This is a genomic window from Rhodoglobus galactosidasius, assembly GCF_054957775.1.
Genome location: NZ_JBQIAV010000004.1, coordinates 299,534 through 316,281 on the forward strand (window position 1 = coordinate 299,534; position 16,748 = coordinate 316,281).

Here is a 16,748-nt window from a genome sequence, read left to right on the forward strand (position 1 = left end):
ACCTATTATTCGGTTCCGGCAACTACCGTGCTGCGAGCATCCGTCGACGCCGTTGGGCACCAACCCGCTTGCCGATGAGCCCGTGCCGTGGGCTGAACAGAAAGACCAGCGCAAAGACGCCGCCTTCGACGAGCACGATCATGCCGCCGGATGCCGTGTCGAGGTAGTAGCTGAGATAGAGCCCGGTGACTGCCGCGAGCGCCGACATCACCGGGGCAATCACGAGCATGCGGGAGAACCGGTCGGTGAGCAGGTAGGCGGTCGCGCCCGGGATGATGAGCAGCGCAACGACCAGCACAACGCCGACAGCTTGCAGCGCGACGACCGAAGTGAGTGCGAGCAACCCGAGCAGGGCAGCGCCGAGCACCTTGGGGTTGAGACCGATGGCGTGGGCGTGGGTCGCATCGAAGGCGTAGAGCGTGAAGTCGCGGCGCTTGACGATGAGGATGCCGAACGTGACAACACCCAAGATCACCACCTGAAGAAGGTCGGCCCACGAGACGCCGAGCAGGTTGCCGAAGATGATGTGGTTGAGGTCGGTCTGCGAGGGAATCACCGAGATGAGCACGAGCCCGAGAGCAAAAAGGGTCGTGAAGACGATGCCGATTGCAGCATCCTCCTTGATGCGGCTCGTGTTCCTCACGACACCGATTAGGCCGACGGCGAGGAAGCCGAAGATCAGCGCACCGAGCGCGAACGGTGCGCCAACCACGTAGGCGAGCACGACCCCGGGTAGCACAGCGTGCGAGACGGCATCCCCCATGAGCGACCAGCCGACGAGCACCAACCAGCACGAGAGCACGGCGCACACGATCGCGGCAATCACGCTGGTGGCCATCGCTCGCACCATGAAGTCATAGCTCAGGGGTTCGATGAGAAAGTCGAGCGGGTTCATTCGCTGTCACCCCGCTGCAAAACATCGAGTCCGAAGGCGCGGGCGAGGTTGGTGGGTTGCAGCACCTCGGCTGGAGTGGAGTGCATCAGCACGCTGCGCATGAGCAGGATTGCTTCATCGGCCAGTTGGGGCAGCGCGTTGAGGTCGTGGGTCGACACCAGCACTGTTGCTCCGTTGGCGGCGAGCTCGCGCAACACCGTGGTGATTGTCGCTTCTGACCGTTTGTCGACACCGGCGAAAGGCTCATCCAGCAGCAGGATGCTCGCGCCCTGAGCAATGCCGCGAGCGACGAAGGCCCGCTTCTTCTGCCCGCCCGAGAGTTGACCGATTTGTCGGTCGGCAAGGTCGGCGAGGTCGACTCTGGCGAGTGCGTCATCCACGGCCGCGCGGTCGGCGGCTTTGGGCCGACGAACGGGACCCAGGTGACCGTAGCGGCCCATCATCACCACATCGCGCACCGAGATGGGGAACGCCCAGTCCACTTCTTCGCTCTGCGGAACGTAGCCGACAGCGCCTCCTTTGCGCGCGATTGCGGGTGCACGACCACCCAGCGTGACGGTTCCGCTGTCGGGGCGAATCATCCCCGTGATCGTCTTGAACAGGGTCGACTTGCCCGAACCATTCATGCCGATCAGCCCGCACACCTGACCCGTTGCAATGTCAATGCTCACGTCGTCGAGCGCCAGTACATCGCCGTAGTGCACCGTGACGTTCTGCACGCTGATTGCTGGCACGATTGCCGATGCGGATGCCGCGGCTCCCCCACGCCCTGCTGCCGAAGTCTGCCCTGCTCGCGTCACGATCCGGCTCCCGTCAAGCCGTCGATGATGATTTCTGCGTCGTGCCTCAACAACTCAAGGTACGTCGGAACCGGCCCCCCGACCTCCGACAGCGAATCAACATAGAGGGTGCCGCCGAAGCCTGCGTCGCTCGCTTCGACCACTTGCTGCATGGTGCGGTCAGAGACGGTCGATTCGCAGAATACTGCGGGTACCTTATTGTCGCGAACGAAATCGATGACGGCGGCGACTTGCCGCGGGGTGGACTGCTGCTCGGCGTTCACCGCCCATAGGTAGTGCTCGCTGAGGCCGGCATCCCGTGCCAGATAGGAGAAGGCGCCCTCGCAGGTGATGAGTGCGCGTTGGTTGGGCGCGAGCGTGGCGAGCTCGGTGGTGAGTTCGTCGTTCACCCCTTGGAGCTCAGTCTTATAGACCTCGGCATTGGCGGCGTAGTCTGCGGCATTGGCCGGGTCGAGTTCGGCGAATGCAGCAGCCATGTTGTCGACATAGATTTGTGCGTTCAACGGGCTCATCCAGGCGTGCGGATTGGGCAGACCTTCGTAGGCATCCTCGGCGATGCTGATCGTCTCAACACCCTCGGAGACAACGACGTGTGGCACATCGAGGCCGTCTACGAATTGCGAAAACCACGCCTCAAGGTTGAGTCCGTTGTCGAGGATGAGGTCGGCGTCTGCCGCCTTGGCGATATCGCCGGGGGTTGGCTGGTAGCCGTGAATCTCTGCACCCACCTTGGTGATGGATTCCACCCGAAGGTGCTCGCCAGCCACATTCTGGGCCATATCGGCGAGCACGGTGAACGTGGTGAGCACGACGGGGCGCTGGTCACTCGGGTCAGCAGTTGCCGCGGCATCCGGTGCGCTGGTGCAGGCGACAAGTGTCGCGAGAACAGTGACGGCGAGCGCAACATCACGAGTACGTCGGATGTCCGTCCGTGCGCCCATGCCCCTGATGATGCCCATCTTCTGATCCTATGTTGGTCGCGCCAAATATGAAACTACGTCTAGCCGTAGTTCTACCAGATTGTGTGGTCGGCGCACCAGTTGCCGTTCTTTCGAGCGAACAAGCGGCGTCCTATCGGAGGCGCTGATTGCTACTCTGACTCAATGAAGGACTTTGACACCATCGTCATTGGCGCAGGCGTTTCCGGGCTCACCGCCGCGCGGCTGCTCGCACAGGCGGGGCAGCGTGTCGTTGTGCTCGAGGCGCGCGATCGCCTGGGCGGCCGCACCTGGACAGAGCGCTCCAACGGCACCATCAGTGACCGTGGAGCTTCGTGGATTCACGGCATCAATGACAACCCCTTGACGGATGTTGTGCGCGGCTTTGGCATGCGCACGGTCGAGTTCACTGTCGGCAGTTACCAGCCAGATGGGCGACCCGTCGCGTACTACTCGCCGACCGGTGAGCGCCTGAGCGACGATGCAATCCAAGAGTTCGCCGACGACATTCGGCATTTCGATCGGCACCTGGCGGTGACAGTCGAGGCTTCCGAGCTTGGGGATTCGTACGAAGACGCCATCGATGCGTCCCTTGCCACGCTCGATTGGGATGCTGACCGCGCCGAGCGCGTGCGGGAGTTCCTGCTGCACCGTTCCGAAGAACAGTACGGGGTACACGCTGGGCTTCTTGATGCACACGGCCTCGACGACGACACCGTGGATGGTGACGAGGTCGTCTTCCCCGATGGCTTCGATCAACTCGCGGCGAATCTGGCCATGGGGCTCGATGTCAGGCTTAAGCACGTGGTCACCAACATCACCTGGTCGGGCGACGGAGCCACCGCCAGCTCCACCCAGGGCGAGTTCGCTGCGGCGCAGATCGTCGTGACCGTTCCGATCGGCGTCCTGAAATCTGGCGATCTGGGCTTTGACCCCGCACTGCCCGAGTGGCTCACTGACGCCATCTCCGGCTTCGAGATGAACAATTTTGAGAAGGTATTCCTACGCTTCCCGAGCAAGTTCTGGGACGAGGATGTCTACGCGATTCGCCAGCAGGGCTCGGCCGGAGACTGGTGGCACTCCTGGTACGACCTCACTGATCTCCATGGGGTGCCGACACTTCTCACCTTCGCTGCGGGACCGAGCGCCATCGAGACTCGCGAGTGGGACGACGACAAGATTGCCGAGTCGGTGTTGGATGCTCTGCGCGGCCTCTACGGGGAACGGGTCGAGCACCCAGCGCAGGTGCTGATCACCCGCTGGCAGGATGATCCCGATACCCGTGGCTCATACGCCTACATGAAGCCAGGCTCGACTCCCGAGGACCATGACCTGTTGGCCACCCCCGTCGACGGAGTTCTGCACTTCGCGGGCGAGGCCACCTGGACGGAAGACCCCGCGACGGTGACCGCAGCACTGCGCTCGGGACACCGCGCAGCCCAGAACATCCTCGGCAAGGATCTGCCGTTTGGCGGGTTGACGGAGCCGCTCTGAGGGCGAACGTCGACCGATAACCTCTGGCACCGCGAAGCCGCCACCTGTAGCAACCGAGCACGCCCGGGTGTTAACGTGAGAACACCCCATTGGGGCAGTGGGCCGCACATTCGGGACGGCCCCAAGGACGGCCATTCGGGTGGCCTTCACGCAGAGGAGCAACTGTGTCGGTGCAGCAAGGATCTGGGCAACAGGGAACGGTCGCCTCGCGGCCTCGTGAGCAGTGGTCGGGCCAACTGGGCTTCATTCTGTCTGCGATCGGCTCCGCTGTGGGGCTGGGCAACATTTGGCGCTTCCCCGGTGTCGCGTATGAGAACGGTGGTGGGGCATTCCTCATCCCGTACCTGATCGCACTGGTTACTGCCGGCATCCCGATCCTCTTCCTCGACTATGCGATCGGTCACCGCTTTCGCGGTTCATCACCCACCGCATTCCGCCGCTTGGGCGGCAAGGCCGGAAAGTGGCTTGAGTCGCTTGGCTGGTTTCAGGTGTGGATTTGCATCATCATCGCCGTCTACTACGCGGCCGTCGTCGCCTGGGCGGCCAGCTACTTTACGTTCAGCTTCGACCTGCGTTGGGGAGATGACACTGCGGGCTTCTTCGTCACCGAGTTCCTGCAAACATCCGAGCCCGGTTTCAGCGCGCAGTTCGTGCCCGCCGTGCTCATCCCACTCGTTCTCGTGTGGGTTGCCGTATTGGCCGTGCTCGGTTCAGGCATCGCCAAGGGGGTGCAGCGCGCCAATCTGATCTTCTTGCCGCTGCTCGTTGTGGCGTTCCTCATCTTGGTCGTGCGCGCGCTGTTCCTCGACGGAGCAATGACCGGCCTCGATGCGCTCTTCACTCCCGACTTCTCGGCGCTCGGTGACCCCAGCGTCTGGATCGCGGCCTACAGTCAAATTTTCTTCTCGCTGTCGATCGCCTTTGGCATCATGATTACGTATTCTTCGTACCGCAACCGGCGCGCTAACGTCACCGCACCAGCACTGGTCGTGGCGTTCGCTAACTCGTCGTTCGAGATAATCGCCGGCATTGGTGTGTTTGCGACTCTCGGTTACTTTGCCTTCCAGCAGGGTGTCGGCATCGACGAACTCGAAGGAATCACTGGGGTCGGGCTCTCGTTCATCACCTTCCCGGCGATCGTGTCGCAGATGCCCGGCGGCCCACTCTTCGGTGCACTGTTCTTCGGCTCACTCGTGATGGCAGGATTCACTTCCCTGCTGTCAGTGCTGCAGGTTGTGTCATCCGCGTTCCAAGACAAGTTCGGGATCACTGCTCGCCAGGCCTCGATTCGCGTCGGATCCGCGCTGGCGATCGTTTCGGTGCTGCTGTTCTCGACGACCACCGGACTCATCACCCTCGACACCGTCGACCAGTGGGCCAACAACATTGGCATCGTGGGCGCCGCAATCGCCGCCACGATTCTGGTGATCTGGGTGTTCCGCAAGGGTCCAGAGCTGGCCGCGCACCTCAATGCCGTCTCCACCTTCAAGGTGGGCCGCATCTGGCAACTGCTCGTCGGTGTACTCGCCCCGATCGTGCTGCTGTATATGCTCACCCAGCGGATCATCGTGCTCGTCACCGAAGGCTACGAGGGCTACCCACTGTGGTACCTGGCCGTTGCTGGCTGGGGAACCGTCGCCGTGATCTTGATTGGCACCATCAGCATGACGGCCCTGCGATGGAAGCACGACCCCGACGATTTCGCCCCGTGGCCTAGCGCCGAAGCACTGAAGGAGCTCAAGAAATGAGCGGCATCGCCATCACATTCTTCGTAGTCGCCGCCGTGCTCGTCTGGGGCGGGCTCATCGCGAGCATCGTGTTTCTCGCGCGCAAGCCGCAACTAGACGTGTACCCGGATGGGGCTGACGACGTCAGCGACAACGATTAGCGTTCACGGTCGGGCATCCACCCGGACACCCGACCATGACCGTGCTACTGGGAGTTGTCGTTCTCCTCGTTCGAGGAAACGGCAGCATCAGCATCAGCGCTGTCAAAAGCGCTGGTAGCTACTTGCGCGAGACTGGCATCGAGCGAGCTATCGTTCGAGCCGCCGCGAGCGCCTTCGCCGACAGCCTGACCGACGGCGCGACCCTGGATGATGGACGCGAGGTCGAGTCCGGTTGCTGCCTTGATCGACTCGAACGAGCCGCGTAGTGCAACGGCACTCTCGTTTCCGATGGTGTCCCCGGCGCTCGCTCCGTTGCCACCGATGACGGTGACAGAACCGATCTGGCCGTAACCCTTTGCCCACTGTTCCATGACGAGAGGAAGCGACTCGAGGGCACGCTGCGCGAGGAGCGCATCTTGGTGCTTGGCGAGAGCCGCAGCTTCTGCCTCAATACTTGCGGCAGTAGCTTCACCGGCGAGACGGGTTGCATCCGCATCAGCAGCGGCACGTACGCGCACAGCCTCAGCTTCAACAGCAGCGATTTGAGCCTGAGCTTCAGCACCCTTGACGAGTCGGTACGCGTCGGAGTCAGCATCCTTCTGAGCCTTGTAGAGGTTGGCGTCTGCAAGTCGCTTCACGTCAGCATCGAGCTCTGCCTGGCGGTTCTCGGCACGCTGCTGGAGAACGCCCTGCTCTGCCGTGGCGCGAGCGAGTGCTTCTGCCTGCTCGGCCTCAGCGTTTGCCTTGCCGACCTCAGCCTTCGAGTCTGCGGTGTTCGTGTCAAGCGCCGTCTGCTCAATAAGGTTTGCCTCAGCGACAGTGATGTTGCGCTTCGAGATTTCGCGGTTCGCGTCAGCGGTTGCCAACTCTGCCTCGCGGCGCTTGGACTCGATCTGTGGCGTTCCGAGCGACTGAATGTAGCCGACCTTGTCACCGATACCCTTGATCTGGAAGGAGTCGAGGATGAGCCCCTGCTCCGACAGTTCGGTGGAGACGTCGGTGGCGATCTGGTCGGAAAACTTCTTGCGCTCCCGCATGAGCTCAACAACAGAGAGAGTGGCAACGACACCACGGAGGGCACCCTCCAGCTGCTCTGTAGTGAACTGCTCGATCGCCGCGTCTTGAGAAGCAAAGCGCTCTGCGGCACGGCGTACGAGATCAGGGTCTGATCCAATCTTGACGATAGCGACAGCCTCAACCTGAAGGGTGACGTTATCTGCCGACTGCGCTTCTGCGGTCATGGATACCTGACGAGAGCGAAGAGAAATCGTCTCGTGGCGCTGCGTGATCGGGTTGACCAGAGCCTTGCCATTGACAATGACAGTGACCGCGGAGTCCCTACCGCTCGCGTCCTTCTGCGAGCGACCGGAGACGACGAGAGCCTCATCGGCGCGAGCGACCTTGAACCATGCCCGTGCAATTAAGAGGAGCACGAGGAGCAGTACGACAAGTACCACTAACCCGACTCCGATCAGGACGGCAATTCCGCCGTTGACCAAGAAATCCATGAATCCACCTTTCGAAAGTGAGCTATCTCCATCCATTGTCGCCGCTATGCGCACTTCCTGCTGAAAAGAGTCGCGAAGCAACGGTGAACAACCGGATGCGGCTGACGCGGTCAGCCACGAGGGCTAGAGCGTGCGCATCCATTCTTCGATGCCGTCTGCAGTAATCGGCAGGGCATCAGACAGGGCCTCTGTGCCGGTTGCGGTCATGAGAACGTTGTCTTCGATCCGCACGCCCATGCCCCGCAGCTCGGGCGGCACCGTGTTGTCCCACGAATGGAAGTACAAACCGGGCTCTACAGCAAGCACCATGCCTGGCTCCATCGGTGCGCCCTGGTATGCGGCATAACTCGATTGAGCACAGTCGTGAACGTCGAGGCCGAGGTGATGCCCGATGCCACACACGATGTAGCGGCGGTGGTGTTGACCCTGTGCGCTGAGTGCCTCGTCGACCGAAACCGGGAGCAATCCCCAGTCGTGCAAACCCGTCGCGATGACTTCAAGGGCAGCATTGTGAAAGTCGCTGAATAGCCTGCCCGGACCAACTGCCGCGAGGCCCGCCCGATGTGCGACCTCGACAAGGTCATGCACTTCGCGCTGCGCTGCCGAGAACGTTCCGGATGCGGGCAGTGTGCGGGTGACATCCGCCGTGTACAACGAGCGCGCTTCGACACCCATGTCAAGGAGAAGTGCGGCATCCTCCAACACCGGGATCGAGTTAAGTAGCGGATTCGCACCGGCAAAAGAGCCACCGAGCGCGATGTCCGACGCACGAGCCAATGCCGCCTCGAGCTCAGCGAGCGGCCTCGTCTCAATCTCAAGAGCCGCAGCCCACTCTGGCATTCCTGGAGCTGAGCCAGAAAAAGTTGCTGTCGGGGCGGAACCCGTAATAGTTGTCATTGACACGAACGGGAGCTTTGCCTCCGGCCAGCACGATAGTTCGCCCCACAAAGGCAGGGCTCAATCGGGCACGGTGTGCTGCGGTTGCGGCCGCGATGCGCGGAACCGTGTCGGGAGTGCGGTCGGGTGTGGACCATCCCGTTTCCATGTATTCGATGAAACCGGTGGCTTCACGAAGCTGGGGAAGCCGCGGATCGCCTTGGGTCGGGCGGGGCATTGAACTGGCGGGTGCCGCGTGCTGATGAGAATTTGAACTGGAGCTCATAGGACCGTCTTTCGTTGATAGGCGTGGGTGGGGTGATGCGGTGCGACCGCATCGGGAGCTATTTCGGTTGCTGGTTGCTCAGCTTGGGGACGAGTCGCTCGCTGGTGGAGCTGCCCAGTCGGTGCGCACGTGGCCGATGTGCTCTCGCATGAGCTGTTCCATGGCGGTGCGATCGTGGCTGAGGGCTGCGTCGATCATGGCGTCATGCTCTCGAGTGGATTCCACCAGGTCTCCGGCCTCAGCTACGGATCTCAAACCATCGAGTCGGCTGCGATCACGGAGCCGTCGAACTGTGGTGACAAGCACGTCATTGCCGTGCAGCGCAAGAAATTGCGTGTGGAACGTGGTGTCCGTGCTCAGGTAGCTGGTCAGATCTTGCTGCTGAGCAGCATTAATCATGGAGTCAACGAGTGGTCGGAGGAGTTCAAGCTGCACGTCACGCTCAGGGCTGATTGTGGCCGCGATTTCGCCCATGATCGGCACTTCGAGCAGCAGTCGAATCTCAGCAATGTGGTCAAGTTCTGCGGCCGTTACCTTCGTGATTCGAAAGCCCGTGTTGGGAGCAACATCCACCATGCCGTCACGCACCAGATCGAGCATCGCTTCACGAACCGGGGTCGCTGAGACACCGAGTTGCGTGGCCAGCGTCGGGGCGGAGTAGACACGGCCTGGAACCAGCTCTCCCGCAATTAGCGCCGCGCGAAGCGTGGCAGCGACATACTCTCGAACGCTCTGACGTTGTGGCCGCCCAGGCGTTCCACCGACGGTCACTGATTCACCTCGGAGGGACGAACGATCGCAGCGGCAATCGCCAAGTCTTCCCAACTCATGCCCGAGCTCTTGAACACAACCGGGCGGTCAGAGTCGAGCTGCGTTGTGCCCCGAATGACAGCGGCCATGGGGATGAGGTCACTCGAAGCGAGAGCCCCGTCGGTGATCGCCATGATCACATCACCGCATTCGCGCAATGCCGTGGTGACATCCTCGACGATCACTTGGGCGCGAGCCATCAGCCCGCTATCGAGTTCTCGGGCATCCGGCTCATGCGAACCGACGGCAATAACCACCGCATCCACTCGCACGTCAGCGGAGTCGAATACAGGGGCGCGGGCGGTCGTCGCGCAGATGATGAGTCCGGCCGCCGCTACGGCATCCGCAGCTTCTGCGCTTCCCGCCTCCACGATGCGAGCCTCTGCGATATCGACGGTGCGTGGTGTGCGCACCACGACAGTCACGGAGGCGACTGCGCGTTGCTCACCGAGAACAGCACGAAGTGTCGCAAGGTGCTCAATCGCTTGCGGACCAGCTCCGAAGATCACGACATCGAGCGGATCAGTTGCCCGTAGGAGCGCACTGGCCGTGGCCGCTAACGAAACAGCCGGCGTGCGGATGCTGGTGAGAGCAGCACCGTCGAGCAGCAGTTGTGGCGTGAGAGTCTCAGCGTCAAACAGGATATACAGGCCCTGGATGCGCGGCAGTCCCCGATCGGGATTGTCGGGGCTGACCGCAATGATCTTGATGCCTGCGTTTGAGCCGACTTCAGAGGGCATCAGCAAGAACTGCCCACGGGTGAGTTTTTCGAACACACGAGCGTGATCCATGAGGGGATCGAAACCCGCACGGAGCGCACCCTGAACTGCCTCAACCGCTTGGGCGGGGCTGATGGCGGCTCGCACGGCAGCGTCGTCGAAGTACTGGGGTGTCGTCGCGCTCATCGAAGCACAAACCCTGGTGTGAGGGTGTCACGCAGGTCAACCGTGAAGAAGTGCTCGCCAGTCTTGAACGCCATCCCGGTCACTTGCGGCATTACGGCGGAGTGGCCGGCAACTTCAGTGCGGTCGAGAACGATGGCGGTGAACTGCGAGCCGACGATCGAGTCGTGTACGAGGGTACCGTTCTCGGGGAGCGTGCCATTCGCGGTGAGGGTCGCGATTCGCGCACACGTTCCGGAGCCGCACGGTGAGCGATCCAGTTCCCCGTCAGCAAAGATGGTTGCGTTTCGTTGCCGCACCGAACCGTCGTCGCTGGGTTCGAGTGCTTCGAACACGATGGTTCCATAGATTCCGCTCAATCGATCGTCGGTCGGATGCACGGCATGAACTGAATCGTTGAGTGCCCACTTGATCTCCCGCCCGATCGCGATTACGGCGGCGGCATCCTCTGGGGTGACAGTGAGCCCGACGGTGGACGCATCCAACTGTGCGTAGATTGCGCCACCGAAAGTGACATCCACCTCAACGTCGCCCAGCGACGTGGAAACCGGCACTCGCCCAGCGAGAACGTAGCTGGCGACATTGATGAAATCCACCGAGGTGACCAGGTCGTCTGCCGTGTGAACGCGCGCGGTTACTCGCCCGGATGGGACATCGATCACTACATCGGTGACTCCGCTGGGGTCTGCAGCAACGAGACCGCTCTCGATCGCCCATACGCCGAGGGCGATAGTTCCGTGACCGCAGGCGGTAGAGAACCCGTCTTTGTGCCAGAACAGCACACCAAAGTGCGCGCCCGCGTCATCCGGCTCCACAATGAAGCCGCCATACATGTCCGCGTGCCCGCGCGGCTCGAAGCAGAGCACCTGCCGAATGCGTTCAATCTCGGCTGCCTGCATCGCAAAGACGCGCTTCTCCGCGACACCGCTGCCCTCGATTACGACCGGCAACGATGTCACGATACGGAACGGTTCCCCACCGGTGTGGTAGTCGACTGTTGAATACTGTTCTGTCATCCGTGGCCCGCTTTCGGTCAGTGCAATTGCAATGGTACAAGTGTATGTGGTTCACCACCATGGCGGGCGTAGTCTGACCTCCATGACGAACATCCTGGTCGTGGAAGACGACGCGGCCATGGGCGCCCTCGTCAAGCGCGGCCTCGAGGGCGACGGCTACACCGTGACACTCGTGACGAACGGGATGGATGCGCTCATTGTGGTAGCGGGTGACGACTTCTCGGCTGCCGCTATTGATGTGATGCTGCCCGAAATGTCTGGCTTCGAAATTTGCCGACACCTGCGCGAGCAAGGCAATTCGCTACCGGTGCTGCTGCTCACCGCCCGTGATGCCGTGGAAGACCGTGTACTCGGTCTCGACTCTGGAGCCGACGACTACCTCACCAAACCATTCGCATTCGCCGAGCTCGCCGCCCGGATTCGCGCGCTCGTACGGCGCGAAGCGACACCGCCGAAAGCGACACGAAAAATTGGCCAGCTCGTGCTTGACGCGGCAACCGTGCGGGCCACCGCATCCGGTTCCGCACTGCCGATGAGTTCCAAAGAGTTCGCCCTGCTCTGGATGCTCGCCTCCCGCACCGGCGAAACACTCACCCGTGCCGACATCCTGCACGAAGTCTGGGGGACCACCGCCCACATCGACGCCAACGTTGTTGACCAGTACGTGAGCTACCTGCGACGCAAGCTTGATCCGGTCGCCGCCGGCGTAACTATCAGCACGGTGCGCGGCGTCGGCTACAGCCTTTCGGAGGTGGAGTGATGTTCTCGAAGCTCTCGATCCGCGCCCGCATCACGCTGGGCAGTGTCGCCGCCGCCACAATCCTGCTTCTGCTCGCACTCGTTGTTGTGCGAGTTGCCGTGCAAAACATTCTGACCGAAGCCGATAGCTCTCTCGCCACCAGCGACCTCACGTCATTCGTCGCTGACATCACTGCGAACCCCGACGAAACCGTCGACGACCCCGGCACAGGCGTGCTGGTGTTCATCCAAGACCCCACCGACAAGGTTCAGGTGAACACCCTGCCCCGCGACGTCAACAAGGCCATCTCTCGACGTGACCCAGGCAACACCACGTTTACCCTGCGAGATGATGACGAGCGTTCCTACGTCGTAGCCGGACGCACTGTCGCGACGCCCGCAGGCGACTGGGTGTTGTGGTCGGCACGCAGCACCTCAGCAAGCGAACTTGCTTTGCGCGGTCTCGACCGCATCCTCGTTATCGCCGGAATCGCGCTGCTACTGGGCTTCAGTATCGCCTCCTGGCTTCTCGCGACCGCAGCGCTGAGGCCTGTCGCCGCGATGCGACGCCGAGCTGCAGAGTTCAGCACTGACGCCGAAGCCACCCTCCCCGTGGGCGTTGCACACGACGAACTCGCCGCCCTGGCGACCACCCTCAACGAATTTCTCGCCAGAATGCGAGCATCCACCGAACGAGAAAAACAAATGGTGTCGGATGCCGCCCACGAGTTGCGCACGCCGCTGGCGGCACTCAAAACCCAGCTTGAGCTCGCGCACGCCGACTTTGGGAATGCGGATGCCCTCGCCGCACAGGTCACCTCGGCTGAGGCATCCGTTCACCGTCTGACGTCTTTGGCAACCAACCTGCTCGAGCTGAGCCGCTTGGAGACCGAGGCCAGCACGGCTACGGCGAGCGCGGGCTCCCTCGTTGATGAGTTCACAGGGAGCATCGATCGTGCACGGCTGGTGGGGATGTCTCGTTCGGCTCGGGTCGAGTTCACCGTCACGGTGCCGGATGAAGGTGTCGAGTATGCGGTCGGCGCGCAGTCCTTCGGCCGTCTCGTCGACAACCTCCTCTCGAACGCCCTCGCTGCGATCCCGCCCGGCGGAGAAGTCATCGCAACGCTCGCTGCGCCTCGATGTCCTCGACGACGGTCCGGGAATGCCGGAGCAATTCATCCCGATCGCCTTCGATCGCTTCTCCCGTCCAGACGTCTCCCGCACAGAGTCGACCGGTGGCAGCGGGCTGGGGCTCGCCCTCGTGCACGCCATCGCGAGTGCCGCAGGGGGAACTGCGGCAGTGGAGAACACCGGTGACGGCCTGCGCGCGACAGTGCAATTGCCGAACATGTGAGTTCCCTCATGCAAATAGGCGCTTTCTCTTAGCTTCTCCTTAGCTACTGCCACCACAGTGGAGGCATGACCACCCAGGTTCGCCCTCGCCCCGTCACGGCCCAGCCGCACACAGCCGCCACCGTCGCGGATTACCGACGCGACTACGCTCGTCGCGCCCGCCGATCCGACCTTCTCGTGATGGCACTGTGGACCTCGGGCGCAGCAGCCGCAGCCCTCTTTCTTGCTTCGGGCGGCCTTGGTCAGTTCACCTCCGTGGCCGAGACGGTCACGAGCATCGGAATCGTCGCCGGGCTCATCGGCACAGACTTCATCTTGGTGATGCTGGTGCTCGCGGCACGCATCCCGCTCATAGATCGCACCATCGGACACGACCGCGCGATCGCCGTGCACCGCTCGCTCGGCAAACCAGCGCTCTACCTACTTCTCGCTCATGGGCTATTGCTCCTCACCGGCTACGGGATGAGCTCGGGCATCAACCCGATCGCTGAGATCGGGCCCATGCTTGCCCTGCCCGACATGCCCCTCGCATTCATCGGAATGGGCCTGCTGATCACGGTCGTCGTGACGTCAGTCGTCGCCGTACGCCGTCGGTTCAGCTACGAAGGCTGGCACCTCATTCACCTGCTCAGCTATGTGGCGGTTGCCTTCGCGCTCCCCCACCAGTTGAGTGTCGGCAGCGTGCTCTCCGTAGGCACTGCGCAGCGGGTTTACTGGATCGCGCTGTATGTGCTCGCGCTGGGCAGCATTGTGACGTTCCGGTTCGGCGAGCCACTGGTGTCAAGCCTCCGACACCGGATGCGCGTTGCTGCGGTCACGACGATCGCCCCAGGAGTCACCACGATTCAACTGGAAGGTCACGCTCTGCGAGCGCTGGAAGCATCCGGTGGTCAGTTCTTCATCTGGCGGTTCTGGACGCCCCGTACCTGGTGGCATTCCCACCCGATCTCGCTCTCGGCTATGCCGACGAACAGTTCGGCACGCATCACGATTCGCGACCTCGGCAAGGGCAGCGCACAGCTCAGCACCGCGCCGGTCGGCACCCGTGTGAGCATCGAGGGTCCGTATGGACTCTTCTCGGCAACCGCCCGAACGTCACCGAAGCTCACCATCATCGCGGCCGGTATCGGTGTCACACCCGTGCGAGCGCTACTAGAACACGCATCGTTCGCCCCCGGTGAGGCAACCATTCTGCTGCGAGCGAGTACCCCTGAGGAGACGTACCACTGGGATGAGATCCAGGCGATCGCGACCGCGAAGGGTGCCACCTGTTACACAATGATTGGCCACCGCCCACGAGGAGTCGACAGTTGGATGCCCGAAGCGGAGGTCGCTCGCGGAGTCACCCTCACCTCAGCATTCCCCGACATCACTGACTCCGATGTTTACCTGTGCGGACCCACCGCCTGGCTTGACCTCATCGAAGCAGATGTTCGGGCCACGGGCATCCGCGCCCACAAAATTCACGCAGAAAGGTTCGACTGGTGAGAACGAGAGCAATTCTAGGAAGCATTTTGGCTTCGGCCAGCGTGCTCATTATTGGGTACCAAGCGGGAACCGCCGTCGCGATGGCCAACGGCTCGTCTCTGACGTTGCCGATCGGTGGTGCGACCACGGGTTCCGGCACAGCGACGACGCCAGGCCCGGCCGATGGCAGCTATACGGGCTCGAGCATCAACACTCGCTACGGCGCCGTTCAAGTGCAGGTCACCATCGCCAGCGGGAGCATCACCGAAGTCACCGCACTACGGCTCACCGATGATGATGGTCGTTCGGTGCAAATCAGCAACCGCGCTGCGCCAGTGTTGCGCAGTGAAGTGATCTCATCCCAGTCGGCGCGGGTGTCGAATGTGAGCGGTGCGACGTATACAACGCAGGCCTACCTGGCGTCGGTGCAGTCTGCTCTCGATCAGGCCGGTGCGTGATGCGTCACACTCTGGAAACGATGGGAACGGTGGCATCGATCGAGCTGCCAGACGGTTGGTCGCACGAGCTCGGTGCGCTTGGCGCGATTTTTGAGGAGGTCGAGCAACACTTCAGTCTGTATCGGGCAGACTCCGAGCTGAGCGACATCGCGAGCGGGCGGGCGGCACTGTCGGAAGCGAGCCCCGAGTTGCTCGCCAGTTATTCGCGAGCGCTTGACTGGCGCAACGCCACCGGTGGTGCGTTCAGTCCGCATCGCCCTGACGGCATCATCGACCTGAACGGCATCGTCAAGGCGGAAGCCATCGAACATGTCGGCGCGCATTTGCAGGCTGTCGGATGCCCGAGCTGGAGTGTGAACGTTGGTGGCGACATCCTCCTCTCCCCCACCGGCGGAGCCCAGCCCACCGGCATCACCGACCCCGCGGATAGCTCTGCTCTCCTCTGCACGATCACGCTCGGCGGTTCGATCACGCTCGGTGGTTCGCGGCTCGCTCTCGCGACCTCGGGTAGCGCTCAGCGTGGCGACCACATTTGGCGCGGAGGCAGCACCGACCCGACGCAGTTCGTGCAGGTGAGTGTTGCCGCCGCTGACATCGTCACGGCTGACGTACTCGCAACCGCAATTGTGGCGGGTGGCCAGAACGCTCTCGACGATGTGACCGACCGCTGGGATGTGGACGTCATTGCCGTCGACCGCTCGGGAGCGTTGCGGGCGAGTCCCGGTTTGCTGCGTTCTCTCGTGGCGCCGTAGCGAGGAGCTAGTCTCCGCTACTAGCGAGGCTCGACGCCGCCCATCGAGTTGCCGCCCTTGCGATGGTCAAGCCGCCCGAAAGTAGTGTCGAGTACTTGTTGCATCTTTCGAAGCGCGCCGTTTACGGCGCTGTCGACACTCGACGCGTTATCGCTTGCGAATTCAGGATTCTTGCCCTCGGGGCGTGCCTCAAGCTGACACTGGATGTCGTCGCCAGTGCTGCGACCGGCACTCCCGTCACTCAAGTGCACCTCAACCCGAGTCAGGTGCGAGCTGAAGTGTGAGAGCTTACTTTCGATCTCAGACACAATTTCAGCGGTCGAGTCCTCGCTGAGAGTGATGTTCTTATCGGTATTGACGATGACTTGCATGGTCGCCTCCTGGCAGTTGTCGTGCATCCACAAATCACACTACGCCGCGAACCTGTGTGCGGCACGGACCCCGGGTTCTAGTTCGAGGTGCAACACGGTGTGGTTTCCTTCGATGATAGTTCTTGGAAGATTTCAGCGGGGGTTGCCCAGCCGAGGATTTTGCGGGGGCGGTTGTTGATCTCGGTGATGAACTCGT

The 16,748-nt window shown here is 62.2% G+C and carries 18 protein-coding genes and 2 pseudogenes; 9 read left to right on the top strand and 11 right to left on the bottom strand.

What is annotated here, in order from left to right:
- Positions 1–22: 22 nt before the first annotated feature.
- The 3 genes from ACTJJW_RS07615 to ACTJJW_RS07625 form a co-directional block, all read right to left on the bottom strand.
- Positions 23–895, bottom strand: a complete 873-nt coding sequence (locus ACTJJW_RS07615) for a metal ABC transporter permease (protein ID WP_462643525.1) — start codon at positions 893–895, stop codon at positions 23–25.
- Positions 892–1,629, bottom strand: coding sequence for a metal ABC transporter ATP-binding protein (locus tag ACTJJW_RS07620; RefSeq protein ID WP_462643548.1), 738 nt, complete (start codon positions 1,627–1,629; stop codon positions 892–894). Before ACTJJW_RS07620 ends, ACTJJW_RS07615 begins: the two co-directional genes overlap by 4 nt.
- 62 nt (positions 1,630–1,691) lie before the next feature.
- Positions 1,692–2,654, bottom strand: a complete 963-nt coding sequence (locus ACTJJW_RS07625; protein WP_462643526.1) for a metal ABC transporter substrate-binding protein — start codon at positions 2,652–2,654, stop codon at positions 1,692–1,694.
- Positions 2,655–2,798: 144 nt separating this feature from the next.
- On the opposite strand from ACTJJW_RS07625, the gene ACTJJW_RS07630 reads away from it, so the two are divergent.
- The 3 genes from ACTJJW_RS07630 (at position 2,799) to ACTJJW_RS07640 (ending at position 6,015) form a co-directional block, all read left to right on the top strand.
- Positions 2,799–4,127 (top strand): flavin monoamine oxidase family protein, encoded by a 1,329-nt coding sequence (locus ACTJJW_RS07630; protein ID WP_462643527.1) that lies wholly within the window; start codon positions 2,799–2,801, stop codon positions 4,125–4,127.
- A 164-nt stretch (positions 4,128–4,291) separates the two neighbouring features.
- The gene (locus ACTJJW_RS07635) at positions 4,292–5,875 is read left to right on the top strand and encodes a sodium-dependent transporter (protein ID WP_462643528.1); all 1,584 of its coding nucleotides are present in this window, start codon (positions 4,292–4,294) and stop codon (positions 5,873–5,875) included.
- Entirely contained in the window at positions 5,872–6,015 is a 144-nt protein-coding gene (locus tag ACTJJW_RS07640; protein WP_462643529.1) for a MetS family NSS transporter small subunit, read from the top strand. The genes ACTJJW_RS07635 and ACTJJW_RS07640 overlap by 4 nt, the downstream gene beginning before the upstream one ends.
- A 44-nt stretch (positions 6,016–6,059) precedes the next feature.
- Here ACTJJW_RS07640 and ACTJJW_RS07645 read toward each other — a convergent pair whose 3' ends face one another.
- The 6 genes from ACTJJW_RS07645 to ACTJJW_RS07670 form a co-directional block, all read right to left on the bottom strand.
- On the bottom strand, positions 6,060–7,523 hold the full coding sequence (locus ACTJJW_RS07645) for an SPFH domain-containing protein (protein WP_462643530.1): 1,464 nt from the start codon (positions 7,521–7,523) through the stop codon (positions 6,060–6,062).
- Between the two features lie 123 nt (positions 7,524–7,646).
- Positions 7,647–8,363, bottom strand: coding sequence for a M24 family metallopeptidase (locus tag ACTJJW_RS07650; RefSeq protein ID WP_462643531.1), 717 nt, complete (start codon positions 8,361–8,363; stop codon positions 7,647–7,649).
- Positions 8,338–8,685 (bottom strand): aminopeptidase P N-terminal domain-containing protein, encoded by a 348-nt coding sequence (locus tag ACTJJW_RS07655; RefSeq protein WP_462643532.1) that lies wholly within the window; start codon positions 8,683–8,685, stop codon positions 8,338–8,340. Before ACTJJW_RS07655 ends, ACTJJW_RS07650 begins: the two co-directional genes overlap by 26 nt.
- A gap of 78 nt (positions 8,686–8,763) precedes the next feature.
- Positions 8,764–9,456 (bottom strand): GntR family transcriptional regulator, encoded by a 693-nt coding sequence (locus ACTJJW_RS07660; RefSeq protein ID WP_462643533.1) that lies wholly within the window; start codon positions 9,454–9,456, stop codon positions 8,764–8,766.
- Entirely contained in the window at positions 9,453–10,400 is a 948-nt protein-coding gene (locus tag ACTJJW_RS07665; protein ID WP_462643534.1) for an ornithine cyclodeaminase family protein, read from the bottom strand. The genes ACTJJW_RS07660 and ACTJJW_RS07665 overlap by 4 nt, the downstream gene beginning before the upstream one ends.
- Entirely contained in the window at positions 10,397–11,413 is a 1,017-nt protein-coding gene (locus ACTJJW_RS07670; protein ID WP_462643535.1) for a proline racemase family protein, read from the bottom strand. The genes ACTJJW_RS07665 and ACTJJW_RS07670 overlap by 4 nt, the downstream gene beginning before the upstream one ends.
- Positions 11,414–11,495: 82 nt before the next feature.
- Here ACTJJW_RS07670 and ACTJJW_RS07675 point away from each other — a divergent pair, with 82 nt between their 5' ends.
- The 6 genes and pseudogenes from ACTJJW_RS07675 to ACTJJW_RS07700 all read left to right on the top strand — a co-directional run bounded on the left by ACTJJW_RS07675 (position 11,496) and on the right by ACTJJW_RS07700 (position 16,181).
- Positions 11,496–12,173 carry a response regulator transcription factor gene (locus tag ACTJJW_RS07675; protein WP_462643536.1) on the top strand — a complete coding sequence of 226 codons (678 nt, stop codon included), beginning with the start codon at positions 11,496–11,498 and terminating at the stop codon, positions 12,171–12,173.
- Between the two features lie 683 nt (positions 12,174–12,856).
- Positions 12,857–12,982, top strand: a pseudogene (locus tag ACTJJW_RS07680) (histidine kinase dimerization/phospho-acceptor domain-containing protein); the annotation flags it as partial.
- A gap of 331 nt (positions 12,983–13,313) precedes the next feature.
- Positions 13,314–13,505, top strand: coding sequence for an ATP-binding protein (locus tag ACTJJW_RS07685; protein WP_462643537.1), 192 nt, complete (start codon positions 13,314–13,316; stop codon positions 13,503–13,505).
- Positions 13,506–13,570: 65 nt separating this feature from the next.
- Positions 13,571–14,992 (top strand): ferredoxin reductase family protein, encoded by a 1,422-nt coding sequence (locus ACTJJW_RS07690; RefSeq protein ID WP_462643538.1) that lies wholly within the window; start codon positions 13,571–13,573, stop codon positions 14,990–14,992.
- A gap of 26 nt (positions 14,993–15,018) precedes the next feature.
- Positions 15,019–15,429: an FMN-binding protein gene (locus ACTJJW_RS07695; protein ID WP_462643539.1), complete on the top strand. Its 411-nt coding sequence runs from the start codon at positions 15,019–15,021 to the stop codon at positions 15,427–15,429.
- A 20-nt stretch (positions 15,430–15,449) separates the two neighbouring features.
- A complete protein-coding gene (locus tag ACTJJW_RS07700; protein WP_462643549.1) occupies positions 15,450–16,181 on the top strand; it encodes an FAD:protein FMN transferase in 732 nt (243 codons plus the stop codon).
- 20 nt (positions 16,182–16,201) lie between these two features.
- On the opposite strand, the gene ACTJJW_RS07705 is transcribed toward ACTJJW_RS07700, so the two are convergent.
- Positions 16,202–16,552 carry an HPF/RaiA family ribosome-associated protein gene (locus ACTJJW_RS07705; RefSeq protein ID WP_462643540.1) on the bottom strand — a complete coding sequence of 117 codons (351 nt, stop codon included), beginning with the start codon at positions 16,550–16,552 and terminating at the stop codon, positions 16,202–16,204.
- 77 nt (positions 16,553–16,629) lie between these two features.
- Positions 16,630–16,748 (bottom strand): annotated as a pseudogene (locus ACTJJW_RS07710) (IS30 family transposase); the annotation flags it as partial.